A 13,386-nucleotide genomic window follows, 5' to 3' on the forward strand; every position below is an offset into this window, starting at 1 on the left:
TTGGATCCAGTAGTGGAATTGAGGGTATCGACATGGCACTACCCGGCTTGGTCGGCACAGACCACATCGGCTTCACCGTGCCGGATTTGGCGCAGGCGCACGATTTCTTCGTCCGGGTGCTCGGTTGTACGCACGTCTACACCCTGGGCCCCTACGCGCACGACGACGATTGGATGCAGGTGCACCTCAACGTCCATCCGCGCACGGTCATGCGCGAGCTGCGGTTCTACCGGTGCGGTACGGGCGCCAATTTCGAGGTATTCCAGTATGAACCGGCGGACGGCCAGGCCCCGGCTCCGCGCAACAGCGATATCGGCGGGCATCACCTGGCGTTCTACGTGGACGACATGGACGCCGCAGTCGACTATCTGCGCAGGGAGGGCATCCGCATACTCGGAGAGCCGACGGCGAGCCGAAACGCGAGCGAGGGTCAGCGGTGGGTGTACTTTCTGAGCCCGTGGGGCATGCAGTTCGAGCTGGTCAGTTTTCCCGGCGGCAAGGCATACGAAGCCGACGCCGAGGTCCTTCTGTGGAATCCGAACCGGCCCGCGGATTGACGGCGCGATGACGCACCCTCCGGTCCGCGACGGGGTCACCGGCGCTCGTGTCGCCGACGAGTTGCGTCGCGCCATCTTGCACGGGGCATATCCGCCGGGGACCCGGTTGCGACAGGAGGAGCTGGCGGCCCAGTACGGAGCCAGCCGGGTGCCGGTGCGAGAAGCCTTGCGCATCCTGGAATCCGACGGCCTGGTCACCACGGTGGCCAACGCCGGGGCCTGGATCGCGCGGCTGAGCCTCGACGAGTGCATCGAGCTCTACCAGGTGCGGGAGCGAATCGAACCCCTGCTGCTGCGCTACAGCCTGCCGCAACTCGACCACACGCAGGTCGACCGGCTGGCTGAGCTGTCCGAACAGATGCGCCGCATCGACGACGTCGAGAAATTCCTCGAGCTGGACCGGGAGTTTCACCTCGGCAGCTATGCCGGGGCAGGGACGACATTTCTCGGACCTACGGTCGAGCGGTTGTGGAACACCACCCAGCACTACCGGCGGGCGTTCACCCGGTTGCTCGACGCGGAGAGTCACCGGATTCTTCACGATGAGCACCACATGCTGGTCGCGGCCATCCGGGAGCGCGACTCCAGCGAAGCCGAACGGGTGCTACTCGGGCACATCCGACGCACCCGCCGTCAGCTCGCACGCCATCCGGAAGTCTTCGAGTAAGTTCGACGATTCCTTGATTGCATCCAATTCGAGCGTTAAGCTGGCGTTTGTCTATCGCCACAGCGCTAATGCGGGCAATTAGGATCCAATCCGCTAGCCAGGCATCCATCGACGCAGGGACCGCAGCCATGGCCATCGCCACCGTCAACCCGGCAACCGGGGAGACCCTTGAGACCTTTGAGGCGCACGACGGCGCCGAGACCGAGCGTCGGATCGCCGAGGCCGCCGAGGCATTCCATACGCTGCGCAGCACCACTTTTGGGCAGCGCGCCGAATGGATGCACGCCACGGCAGACATCCTCGAAGCGGACGTGGACCGCGCCGCGGCCATGATCACCCTCGAGATGGGCAAGCCCATCGCCCAGTCACGCGCCGAAGTGCTCAAGTGCGCCAAGAACATCCGCTTCTACGCCGACAACGCCGAGTCCTTTCTCGCGGCTGAGCAACTAGCCGATCCCACCTCGGTGGCCGCATCGGAAGCCGGCACGGTGTGGCAGCCCCTGGGTGTGGTCCTGGCCGTGATGCCGTGGAATTACCCACTGTGGCAGGTGATCCGATTCGCCGCGCCCGCCCTGATGGCAGGCAACACCGGACTCCTGAAGCACGCTTCGAACGTGCCACAATCCGCGCTGTTCCTCGATGAGCTCTTCGAGAAGGGTGGTTTCCCGACCGGATCGTTCCGGACGCTACTGATCGGGTCACGCGAGGTCGCCGCGGTGATCGAGGACCGCCGGGTCAAGGCCGTCACGTTGACGGGCTCGGAGCCGGCCGGCCGGTCTGTCGCCTCGACCGCGGGCCAGCAGATCAAGAAGGCGGTGCTCGAGCTCGGCGGCTCCGACCCCTTCATCGTGATGCCCAGTGCCGATCTGGAGGCCGCCGCCGCGACGGCCGTGAAGGCCCGTATCTCCAACAACGGCCAATCCTGCATCGCGGGAAAGCGTTTCATCGTTCATGCTGATGTGTACGACGACTTCGTCCGACACTTCGTGGGCAAGATGAACGCCCTGAAGGTCGGTGACCCGATGGATGAGTCCACCGACGTGGGGCCGCTTGCCACCGAGTCCGGACGCGACGAGGTCGCCGAACTGGTCGACGACGCCGTGCTGAAGGGCGCCGAGGTACTGGCCGGCGGGTCCGCACCCGATCGGCCCGGTTTCTATTACACGCCGACCGTGCTGGCCGGACTGACCGACGACATGCGCATTGTGTTGGAGGAGGTCTTCGGGCCGGTGGCATCGGTCTACAAGGTCGCAGATCGTGAGGAAGCAGCGCGGGTAGCCAACCAGACGACGTTCGGGCTGAGCTCGGCGGTGTGGAGTACCGATGAGGACGAACAGGATTGGTTCGTTTCGCATCTGGACGCCGGTGCGGTGTTCGTCAACGGCATGACCGTCTCCTACCCCGAGCTACCGTTCGGCGGCGTCAAGGACTCCGGGTACGGCAGGGAGCTGGCCGCCGCCGGAATCCGCGAGTTCTGCAACCTCAAGACAGTGTGGAAAGCCTGATGCCGCGCATCAGCTATGTCCGGCCCGAGGACGTCACCGAACCCGACCTGGCGCGGATCCTGGACGACTCACGTACCTTCGGCACGCCACGGCTGGAGAGCCAATCCATCAGAGCCCACGTACCCGCGGTGCTGCGTACCTTCGCCGATTCCTGGCAGCGGGTCTTCCGCGAGGGAGTGCTCGACCACTCGGTCAAGGAGCTTGCGCGGGTGTTCATCGCCAAGAGTCTCGAGTGCGGCTACTGCGCCGGCCAGCGCTCGCATCTCGGCGCCGAAGCCGGGCTGTCCGAGCGCGAGTTCGATGAGGTGATCGAATTCCGTGACTCCACAGTGCTCGGCGATCGGGAGAAGGCGGCGCTGCAATGGGCCGAGGCCATCGCATGGGATGCGAATCTTGCCGACGACGAGCTGTGGACCGAACTGCACAAGCACTTCACCGAGCCGGAACTCGTCGAACTCGGCTACTTCATCGGGTTGACGATGGGTCAGCAGAAGTTCCTCAAGACCCTGAACCTGCAACACGGCGATCTGGGCGCCGGCACGCTGGCAGGCTTGGCACCCGAGGTGGCGGAGTCGCTGCGAAAGTGAGCAGTTGCGCCGATTTCTGCGCCGGGGTCGTGGACTGCTGACAGTGCACGACCCTGGCGCAGATCTCGGCCGGGGATGCGGGCGAGGGGTCCCGCCGGCCCCGCCTAGTATTCGTTGGCCACGAACAGTTCCTGCGCGGGGAACTTGGTGAGGATGACCGGTCCGTTGTCGGTCACCACCACCTCCTCCTCGATCCGCGCCGCGGAGATTCCGTCGGAGGCGGGCGCGTAGGTCTCCATCGCGAACACCATCCCGGCCTGCAGCTCAATCGGGTTCTCCAACGAGTTGAGTCGCGAGATGATGGGCCGCTCATGCAGACCCAGGCCCAGCCCGTGGGCGAATTGGAGCCCGAACGCCGCCATCTCGTTCTCGAACCCGAAGTCCTCGGCCTTGGGTAACAACCGGGCGATCTGGTCGGAGCCCACACCCGGGCGGATCGCGTCGATCGAGCGGTCCATCCATTCCCGTGCAGTCTTGTAGGCATCACGCTGGCTCTGTGTCGCCGAGCCGACACCGAACGTCCGGTAATAGCAGGTGCGATACCCGTTGTAGGAGTGGATGATATCGAAGAACGCCTGATCGCCCGGGCGGATGATGCGATCGGTGAAGTTGTGCGGATGCGGGTTGCACCGCTCCCCGGAGATGGCGTTGACGGCCTCGACCTGATCGGAGCCCATCTCGTAGAGCCGCTTGTTGGCCAGCGCAACGATCTCGTTCTCGCGCACACCGGGTTTCAGGACGTCGACGATGTCCTGGTACACCCCGTCGACCATGGCAGCCGCCTGATTCAGCAGCATGATCTCGTCGTTCGACTTGATCACCCGGGCATCCAGCATCGATTGCTGCGCGTCGACCACGGTCAGGCCCTGGCGCTGCATCTCGAACAGGAACGGTGGCTCCACGATGTCCATGCCGACCGGCTCGTCGGCAAGACCCGCTTCGGTCAGGATGCTCTTGATCTCGGTCACCGCGTCACGCATCAGTCCTGCGTCCGGGGCGACGGCACCACGGAAGCCGAGGAAACCCGCCCGCCAGTTCTCCTGCGGCAACCACGGCGAGTACAGCTTGTGATGGCGCACCGCGGAGCCGAAGTCCCACAGGATCGGATCACCCTCACGGGTCAGCAGACAATAGCGAATCATCTTGTCGCCCAGCGCACCGCCGATCCAGGTCTGCGTGGTGTAGCGGATGTTGTAGAAGTCGAACAGCAGGAAGGCGCCGCAACCGCTAGCTGCAAGTGCCGCCTTTGCCCGGCCGATCCGGTAGTCCCGCAGCCGGGCGAAGTCCACCCGCTCCTCGTAGTCGACGCCCATGTGGCCGGGTGCGCCGAGGGGGCGCACCGTGACCGGCGGGGCGGCAAGTGCCGTCATGAGTGCACCGGCGTCAGACCGTCGTCCACCGACACGTTCTCCGGCTTCAGTTCGACACCCGCACCGCGAGCCACTTCGAGCAACAGCGTTGCGAAGTCCTCATCGATACCCAGCCCGGCGCCGGCGGCCTGCGCGACGATCTGCCGGGTGGCCGATGCGATCGGCATGGGCGACTTGAGCGCGTCGGCGGCCTCGAGACCGAGGTCGAAGTCCTTCTGCAGCAGTTCCATGGTGAATGTCGGCGCGAAGTCCAGGTTCACGAATGCGGGCGTCTTGTACTGGGTGAACGTTGATCCCATCACCGAGTCGTTGAGGAACGCCAGGAAATCGGCCCGGCTGACGCCGCCCTTTTCCACCAGCACGGTGATCTCGGCCAGACACTGCGTGACCACGCCGAGCATCAAGTTGTGGGCGATCTTGACCAACCGCGCCACCTCACCCTCGCCGACATAGGTGACACCGCGGCCGAACACGCCCAAAACCGGTTCGATCGACTCGAATACCTCGCGAGGTCCCGACACCGCGACCGTGAGTTTGCCTGCCGCAATCACTTTCGGATTGCCACTGACAGGCGTGGCGAGGAAGTCGCAACCACGGGAATTCGCCGCTTCGCGGATCTTGGCGCTGGCCTCAGCGGACACCGTCGACGAGTCGGCGATGATCCGGGGCGAGGACTCTCCCGTCAGCAGGCCGCCCTCGCCGAGCATCACCTGCTCCAGGTCCTTCGAGCTGGACACCATCACGAACACCAGGTCACGATCGGCGAGCTCCACCGGGCTGCCGACCACGTTGGCGCCCTTGGCAGCCAACGGTGCCGCCTTGGCCGCGGTGCGGTTGTAGACGGTCACGTCGTAGCCGGCGTCGAGCAGCCGTGTGACGAGCTGGGCACCCATACGGCCTGCGCCGATCCAGCCGATCTTGAGGTTTGAGGCAGACATGTCAGTTCCTTTTCTTTTCAGGCCGTGGGCTGGGTGGCCGGGGCGTCGGTGTCGGATGTGCTGGGTGCATGCACGGCACCACCGAAGTAGAGGTCGGCGATCTCCGGATTGGCCAGGACGGACGCGGCCGGTCCGGTGAGCAGGACCCGGCCGCTCTCCATGACGATGCCGCTCGAAGCCATCCGCAGGCCGAAGCGGACGTTCTGTTCCACCATCAGCACCGCTTTACCTGCTGCCCGCATGATCGCCACAGCCTCGTCGATCACTGTGAGCGACTTGGGATCCAGGCCAAGAGACGGTTCGTCGAGCAGGACGAGTTTCGGGTCGAGCATCAGCGACCGGGCGAACTCGACCATGCGCCGCTGACCACCGGACAGGTTGCCGCAGCGGATCCCGGTCTTGTCGGCCACCAACGGGAACATGCCGAGGACTTCGTCATAGCGTTGTTTCACCAGCGACCGCTGCCGGCGGATGACGTAGGCGCCCATCAGGATGTTCTCCTTGACGGTCAGCGTCGGGAACAGTCCGTTGCTCTGCGGTACCTGTGTGACACCGCAACCCAGCACCTCGTGGGGCGCCAGTCCGGTGATGTCCCTCCCGTCGAGCAGGATTCGGCCGGCACTCGGCTTCAAGATGCCACTGACTGCACGCAGCACGGTGGACTTGCCCGCTCCGTTCGGGCCGACGATGCAACCCAGTTCGCCCGCACCGACTTCGAGATCGACACCTTGCAGGACGTTGCCACCGCCGTATCCGGCGACCACACCAACAAGCTTGATCATGCCGGATTCCTCTCGATTACAGGAACATTCGAGCCTTTCGACGGTGCCTCGAGCAGATAGTCATCACCGAGATAGGCGTCGAGCACCAGCGGATCCTTCTGGATCTGCTCCGGGCTGCCTTCGGCGATCACCGCGCCGCGGGCCAGCACCCGAATGGGGTCACACAGTCCGACAACGAACGGCATGTTGTGCTCCACCAGAAGGAAGGCGGTGCCCTTGGCGTTGAGCTCCCGGATGAGATCACCCATCCGCTCGATCAACGTCGGATTGATGCCGCCCGCAGGCTCGTCCAGCAGAATGAGCTTCGGATCGAGCATCAGCACCTGGGCGAGTTCGACGAGCTTCTGCTGGCCGTAGGACAGCGAGCCGGCCCGGGCATCGCGGTAGGCGGCCATGCCGACGAACTCCAGCAGCTCCTCGGCCCGCGCGGCCTCGGACCCGCTGACCGCACCAAGGCCGAGTTGGCCGACGGAGAAGTCCCGCAACGGTGCGACGACGTTCTCCAGCACCGTCATCTCCCGGAACAGCCGGGTGATCTGGAAAGTGCGGCCCACGCCGCGGTGTGCCCGCGACCACGGCGACAGGCCCTGGATCGGTTCGCCATTGAGAAGGATCTCCCCTTTCTCGGGGGCCATGGTCCCCGAGATGAGGTTGAACACGGTCGTCTTGCCGGAACCGTTGGGTCCGATCAACGCGGTGATCGACCCTTCGGGCACGGTGAAGCTACAGTCGTTCACCGCATGATTGCCGCCGAAACTCTTGTGCAGGCCGCGGACCTCAAGCAACGTCTTACCGGTAGTCATCGGCTTGCGGACGTCTGTGGGTGCCTGTGGCCGGTCCAGCGGGTTGAGCCGGGCGCCGGAAAGCCCCACGGTGCCCTTTGTTCTCGCCTTCTCGATGAGGCTGGCCAACGTAGGCAGGATGCCCTTCGGCAGCAGGATCACCAGCAGTACCAGAAGCCCGCCGAACAGCACGAGCCGTGCGTTACCGCCGCCGAAGGCCTGGTTGGCGTAGATGTTGACCGGCTGGATGATGAACGCGCCCAACACCGGACCGAACAGGGTGCCACGCCCGCCCAGGATCACCGCGAGCACGATCAGCGCGCTGGTGATGATCGAGAACATGCCGATCGGGTCGACGAAGGACAGGTAGTAGCCGTACACCGAGCCGGCCATGCCGACGAAGAGTGCCGACAACCCGAAGGCAAGGAGCTTGTAGACCGGGGCGTTGACACCGATGGTGCCCGCCTTGCCTTCGTCCTCGCGGATGGCGATCAGCCCCATGCCGAACTTGGTCCGCCGGATCCACCACGTCATCAGCAGAGACAGCGTGAGCAGCGCGACCAGAGCCAGATGGAACGGCCAATTACCCCACGCCTCGGGCCAATCCGGAAGCGGCAGCGTCAAACCCGCGGTGCCGTTGGTGACCGGTACCCACTCGATCGCGACGAACTGGATGAGGAACAGGAACGCCACGGTGATGATGACGAAGGCGGGTCCACGCGACCGGTAGGTGACCAGTCCGAGCATCATCGCGATCACCGCGGCGATCACTCCGGCGATCGGTACCCAGACCAGGGGCTCGATGTCAGGGAAGCGGGTGGCGAGGATGGCGCCGACGTAGGCGCCGATACCGATGAACGCGCCCTGGCTCAACGACAGGTAGCCGGTGAAGCCGGTGATGATGTTCAGCCCGCTGGCGCCGATGGCGAGCACCAGCGACAGGATGACGATGTTCTGCGCGGACATACTGGGCGACAGGGGGAACAGCAGGATCACGACCGCGGCGACCCCGACCAACCCACGGGTGGCCCAGGTGTGCAGCTTCGGGTCCAGTAGGCGGGTTCTGGCGTCTGGAGTGCTCACGCGACCGCGTCCTCTCGGAGTCGGGTGCCCATCAGGCCCTGCGGCCGGGTGATCAGGACGACGATGATGACCAGGAACGGCACCGCGACCGGCCAGGCTGCCCCGACGTAGGCCGTCGCTGCCATCTCGCCGACGCCGATCACCAGTGCACCGAGGATGGCGCCCGGCAGGCTCCCGAGACCTCCGAGCACGACGATGGCCAGCAGTCGGGCGATCCACTGGTAATGGGTCCCCGGCAGGAACGGATAGATGGTGGACAACATCGCACCGCCGGCGCCCAGGGTGGCGACACCGATGGCGAAGGTGAGCGCGGCAATGGTCGCGACGCTCACCCCCACCAGCAGTGCGCCGCTTTCGTTGGACGACGCCGCCCGAATCGCCCGGCCCGCCCAGGTGTGGTTGAGCAGCAGGTACAGCGCGCCCATCACGGCGACCGCGATCACCGCGGCGATGAGCATGGCCTGGGGGATGTAGATGGAGCCGAGCGACAGCGAGGCGTCGGTGTAGGACACCACCACGGTCGACGAGGTGTTGCCCCAGATGAAGCCCATGATTCCCTCGAGCATCAGCGCGATCCCGAAGGTGGCCAATACCGTCATGGTCACGTGTGCCCCGCGGACGTGGCGAATCACCAGGACGTAGACCAGCCAGCCGAATCCGAACATCACTGCCATGACGATCGGGATCGACAACAGCGGATCCAGGCCGAGTTGCTTCCACAACGTGAAGGTGAGGAACGCCGCCAGCACGGCGAACGCACCGTGGGCGAGGTTGATCACCCGCATGACCCCGAAGATCAGGGTCAGGCCGGACGCCATCAGCGCGTACAACGCGCCGACGAGTAGGCCGAGGATGAGCGTTTGGACGAGCGAGGTCATGGGGCTTCAGCTCCTAGTTCGGTGCGGAGAGGATGCGTTGTCCGCTAGATGTCGCCGCCACGCCAACGCATGATGTTCTCGGAGGTGGAGACATCGGTGGGCAGCACCACCTGGGACACGCCGCCCTGCCACTGGCCGACGAGGAAGTCACCCTTGGGGCTGCCGTCTTCGTTCCAGCTCAACGAGCCCAGGAGCGTGTCGACGCTGTTGGCGCGCAGCCAATCTGCCAGTTTGAGTTGGTCGTCATACGAACCGACCCCGTTGACCGCGGCGGAGAGCACCTGGCCGGCCGCGAAGCCGTCGGCGGCGTCCTCAGGCGGGCTCTGGCCGAACTTCTCCTCGAAGCGTTTGACGAACTCCGCGTTCTGCGGGGTCTCGGCCAGTGTGCTGTAGCTCGACGAGAAGAAGACCCCTTCGGCGTTGTCCGGGCCGACCGCATCGAGATACTGCTGGCCGTACGTGGGCGAGCTGCTCTGATAGAGGATTTCCGGCTGGTAGTTCGCCCGGTTCATCGACCGGATCATGTTGACGCCGTCTTCGAATTGCGCTCCCTGAACCACGATTTCGGCTCCGGCATCGCGCATGGCGTTGACCACGGAGTCGAAGTTCTTCGTGGTGGCCGGGTACTGGTCCTTGTACACGGTCCGGATCCCGGCGTCGGAGAGGATCTTCTCGGCGCCTTCGACGACAGGCCCGGCGAACGGGTCATCGAGCGACGGGTAGGCGGCGGTCTTCGGGCGTTGCTCGGGTGGCAGGTTCGCGATCCAGGTCGCGAACACCTTCGCCTGATCGGTGGCGACGGCCTGCTGCGAGAAGAAGATGTATTTGAACCCCCGGTTGAACATGTCCGGCGATCCGCACGACGGACAGACGAACAGCATCTTGTTCTTCTCGGCGATGGCCGAGGCGGGGATGTTCAGCAGGGAGGACTGGCTGCCCAGTAGCAGGTCCACTTTGTCCTGGGAGATCAGGTTGTTGTAGTTGCTGACCGCGGTCTCCTGCTGGGTCGCGTCGTCCCTGACGACGATCTCGACCTGCTTGCCGAGAAGTCCGCCGGCCTCATTGGTCATCTCGACCCAGGTTTCGTATCCACGCTGCGTGTCCAGTCCGCCCTGGCTGAACTCGCCGGTCAGGGGTAATGACGCGCCGATGCGAATGGTGTCGCCGTCACTGCTGTCATCGGCCGAGCACCCCGATGCAGCGAGCGCGATCGCAGCAGCTGCTGCGGTCGCGCGAAAAGCAGTGGTGGTAAAGCGCATGTCCAACCTCTCTGTCAGACCGATTGCCCCGCCGGGACCCCGAATGTTACCTAGCTCATATGCAATCGATTGCAGTGAATCGTCACACAGCACCGCGGAGGGTGTCAACACCCAAGCGTCGACGGAGTAGCACCTGCGAGATCGCAATGCGGCACTTGGTCTGCATGTTTGCCTGCCGCCGTGGTTGGACGTCTTCCGCCGGATATGGACCGGGCGCTATAGTTCACCTGCAATCGATTGCAGCATGCAGCGACACATTGGAGTGACGATGACGATCACCGACACCGCGGTGAGCAGGCCCGGCCCCCTGTCACGAGAGGAGTGGGGGGCCTTCATCGACGGCGCTTTTGTGCCCGTCGGCGACGCGGACACGTTCGACGTCATCGAACCGTCGACAGCCCACCCCCTGGCTCGGGTGGTCGCCGGCGACGCGGCACTGGTGGACCGAGCCGTACGGTCAGCACGTGCTGCTCTGCCGGCCTGGCGGGCGCTGTCGGGCCGCCAGCGCGGCGTCTATCTCAGGCAGGTTGCCGATCGGATCCGCGCTCACGCACACGAATTGGGTGAGCTGGTCTCGCGCGAGAACGGCAAGCCCAAACGCGATGCTCTCGCCAACGATGTGAACTTCAGCTCCAACTGTTTCGACTTCTTCGCAGGCCTCGGCGACAGCCTGCCGGGCGAGATCATCGATCAGGGGCCGATCGAGACACGCGTACTCTACGAACCCTACGGTGTGGTGGCGTGCATCCTGCCTTTCAATTGGCCACCCATCCACTTCGCGAAAAAGGGTGCACCCGCACTGATCACAGGTAATACCGTCGTGATCAAGCCGGGCGAGCAGGCGCCGCTGACCGTGCTCCGCCTCGTCGAGATCGCGAACGAGGTGCTGCCGCCCGGGGTGCTCAATGCGGTGCCCGGCCTGCACGCGGGTGCGGCGCTGGCGGGTCATCCGCAGGTTGAGCGGATCAGCTTCACCGGCGCGACGGCCACAGGCCGACGCGTACTGGAGACTGCCGCACAGAATCTCACCTACGCCACAATGGAACTCGGTGGTAAGAACGCACTGCTGGTCCTGCCGGACGCCGACCTGGACCTCGCCGTCGAGGTGTCGATCGAGGGCATGTTCTACAACCAGGGCGAGGCGTGCACGTCCACCGCGCGGATAGTCGTGCAGGACAGCGTCTACGACGAATTCCTGGAGAGGTTCACCGCTGCCGCCGTTGCGCTGGTGGTCGGCGATGGACTCGATCCACGCACCGATGTCGGGCCGATGGTCGACGCGCGACAACGTGACCGCGTCCTGAGTTACCTGCAGACTGCGCTCGCCGAGGGGGCGCGCATCGTCGGCCAGGGGCACGTGCCCACCGACCCGGCGTATGCAGACGGTTATTGGGTGCCGCCGACTGTCCTCGCCGATGTGACCCCGAATTCGACCGTGGGACAGGAGGAGATCTTCGGCCCCGTCGCCCTGATCATGCGGTACTCGACCCTGGACGAGGCCATCGAGATCGCGAACGGAACCAGTTACGGATTGACCGCGGCGATGATCACCCGCGACGAAGCCAAGGCCTGGCACATCGCGCAGCGTCTGGAGGCCGGCATGATCTTCGTCAACAACTACATGCGCCGCTCGTTCCTCGGATCGCCCTTCGGCGGTATCAAGGGAAGTGGATTCGGCCGCGAGAACGCACCGGAGACGCTGCACGAATTCGTGCGGTCGAAGGCGGTGCGATTCCGCTCCGGCCGTGGGGAGGTTCCGGTGTGGCCACCGCGTGGTTGATCTCGCGCCGGTGACCCCTCTCTCGGCTCGCGGATCCCGTCCTTGATTCTCATCATCGCCGCATTCGTGTCGATGATCGACCGCTCGGTGATGCCGCCGTTGGTGCCGGTCATCGCATCCGATCTCGGCGCGTCGGTAAACGCGGTCGGCCAATCGCTCACTGTGTACGCCGTCTCCTACGCGTGTTTTCAGCTGGTCTGGAGCACGCTGGCGGCCCGATACGGGCGGGTCCGAGTGCTGGTGGCCTCGACGGCGCTGGGTGCGTTGGCGAACCTCGGTACCGCACTCGCCGCGGATGCGCTCACCTACAGCGTCATGCGTGGACTCGCCGGCGCCGCCTTCTCGGCAACGATCACCACGGTGCTGATCTACTACGGCGACACCCTGACCATCAGACTGCGCGCCGTAGCGACGGCGAACCTGGCGGCAGCGATATCCCTCGGGCTGGCCGCCGGAACGGTGGGCGCAGGCGCCATCGCCCAATGGTTCGGGTGGCGTTGGGTTTACGCGACGGTCGCTGCGATCTGCGTCGTGCTGACGGTACTACTCCCCCGCTTGGCCGAATCAGCCTCTGGCGCCAGGGAACGGCTGCTGCCGTCGATGCGACTACTGGCGCGCAACCGCTGGGCCGTGACGATCCTCGTGTTCACCGCGATCGAGGGGCTGTTGCTGATCGGCGTCTTCAACTACCTGGCAGTGGCCCTACAAGACGTCGGCGAAACCGTCCTCGTGGCCGGGCTCGCCACCTCTGCGTTCGGTGCATCCGTCGTGCTCGTGAGCCAGCTGATGAAGCTGATCTTGGGGCACTGGCCCTCCTGGGTACTGATGCTGTGTGCGGGACTGTCTGTCGTCGGCGCCTATTGCATTGTTGCCCTTGAGGTCTCATTGCCCGGCGTACTCGCCGCGGCGATCCTGCTCGGTCTGGCCTGGGCGCTGGGGCACACCACGATGCAGACCTGGATGACCGATGCGGTCAGCGACAGCAGGGCGATCGGAATGTCGATGTTCTCGATTTCGCTGTTCACCGGCGCGTCGATCGGTGCCGCACTGGGAAACGTCGCCGCCGGCGGCCACCGGTTCGGCGTGCTGTTCGCGGTGAGCACCGCTGTGGCGGTGATGTATACGGTTGCCACCACCATCGCCAGGGCCAGATACGTCGAACGCGAGTGACGTGGCCAGTCACGACACCGCGCACCGA

At 65.0% G+C, this 13,386-nt stretch carries 12 protein-coding genes; 6 read left to right on the plus strand and 6 right to left on the minus strand.

Going from position 1 to position 13,386, the window contains the following annotated elements:
- Positions 1-32 precede the first annotated feature (32 nt).
- The 4 genes from EL337_RS23845 to EL337_RS23860 all read left to right on the plus strand — a co-directional run bounded on the left by EL337_RS23845 (position 33) and on the right by EL337_RS23860 (position 3,316).
- Complete coding sequence (locus tag EL337_RS23845; RefSeq protein WP_048633526.1) at positions 33-557, plus strand: VOC family protein; 525 nt, start codon at positions 33-35, stop codon at positions 555-557.
- 7 nt (positions 558-564) lie between these two features.
- Positions 565-1,224 (plus strand): GntR family transcriptional regulator, encoded by a 660-nt coding sequence (locus EL337_RS23850; RefSeq protein WP_048633527.1) that lies wholly within the window; start codon positions 565-567, stop codon positions 1,222-1,224.
- Between the two features lie 128 nt (positions 1,225-1,352).
- A complete protein-coding gene (locus tag EL337_RS23855) occupies positions 1,353-2,729 on the plus strand; it encodes an NADP-dependent succinic semialdehyde dehydrogenase (RefSeq protein WP_048633528.1) in 1,377 nt (458 codons plus the stop codon).
- Positions 2,729-3,316: a carboxymuconolactone decarboxylase family protein gene (locus EL337_RS23860; protein ID WP_048633529.1), complete on the plus strand. Its 588-nt coding sequence runs from the start codon at positions 2,729-2,731 to the stop codon at positions 3,314-3,316. The genes EL337_RS23855 and EL337_RS23860 overlap by 1 nt, the downstream gene beginning before the upstream one ends.
- Before the next feature lie 104 nt (positions 3,317-3,420).
- Here the strand turns inward: EL337_RS23860 and EL337_RS23865 are convergent, their stop codons facing one another.
- From EL337_RS23865 to EL337_RS23890, 6 genes are read right to left on the minus strand one after another with little or no spacing between them, the layout of a single operon-like run.
- Positions 3,421-4,686, minus strand: a complete 1,266-nt coding sequence (locus tag EL337_RS23865) for a M24 family metallopeptidase (protein ID WP_048633530.1) — start codon at positions 4,684-4,686, stop codon at positions 3,421-3,423.
- Positions 4,683-5,624 carry an NAD(P)-dependent oxidoreductase gene (locus EL337_RS23870; protein ID WP_048633531.1) on the minus strand — a complete coding sequence of 314 codons (942 nt, stop codon included), beginning with the start codon at positions 5,622-5,624 and terminating at the stop codon, positions 4,683-4,685. The genes EL337_RS23865 and EL337_RS23870 overlap by 4 nt, the downstream gene beginning before the upstream one ends.
- Before the next feature lie 17 nt (positions 5,625-5,641).
- Positions 5,642-6,406 (minus strand): ABC transporter ATP-binding protein, encoded by a 765-nt coding sequence (locus EL337_RS23875; protein ID WP_048633532.1) that lies wholly within the window; start codon positions 6,404-6,406, stop codon positions 5,642-5,644.
- On the minus strand, positions 6,403-8,271 hold the full coding sequence (locus EL337_RS23880; RefSeq protein ID WP_197724144.1) for a branched-chain amino acid ABC transporter ATP-binding protein/permease: 1,869 nt from the start codon (positions 8,269-8,271) through the stop codon (positions 6,403-6,405). Before EL337_RS23880 ends, EL337_RS23875 begins: the two co-directional genes overlap by 4 nt.
- Complete coding sequence (locus EL337_RS23885; RefSeq protein ID WP_048633533.1) at positions 8,268-9,149, minus strand: branched-chain amino acid ABC transporter permease; 882 nt, start codon at positions 9,147-9,149, stop codon at positions 8,268-8,270. The genes EL337_RS23880 and EL337_RS23885 overlap by 4 nt, the downstream gene beginning before the upstream one ends.
- A gap of 44 nt (positions 9,150-9,193) precedes the next feature.
- Positions 9,194-10,408: an amino acid ABC transporter substrate-binding protein gene (locus EL337_RS23890; protein ID WP_053086847.1), complete on the minus strand. Its 1,215-nt coding sequence runs from the start codon at positions 10,406-10,408 to the stop codon at positions 9,194-9,196.
- A 268-nt stretch (positions 10,409-10,676) separates the two neighbouring features.
- Between EL337_RS23890 and EL337_RS23895 the strand changes: the two genes are divergently transcribed.
- The gene (locus EL337_RS23895; protein ID WP_048633657.1) at positions 10,677-12,188 is read left to right on the plus strand and encodes an aldehyde dehydrogenase family protein; all 1,512 of its coding nucleotides are present in this window, start codon (positions 10,677-10,679) and stop codon (positions 12,186-12,188) included.
- A 42-nt stretch (positions 12,189-12,230) separates the two neighbouring features.
- Positions 12,231-13,358, plus strand: a complete 1,128-nt coding sequence (locus tag EL337_RS23900) for an MFS transporter (RefSeq protein WP_048633534.1) — start codon at positions 12,231-12,233, stop codon at positions 13,356-13,358.
- The last annotated feature ends 28 nt before the right edge of the window (positions 13,359-13,386 follow it).

It is taken from the genome of Mycolicibacterium aurum (assembly GCF_900637195.1).
Classification (GTDB): domain Bacteria; phylum Actinomycetota; class Actinomycetes; order Mycobacteriales; family Mycobacteriaceae; genus Mycobacterium; species Mycobacterium aurum.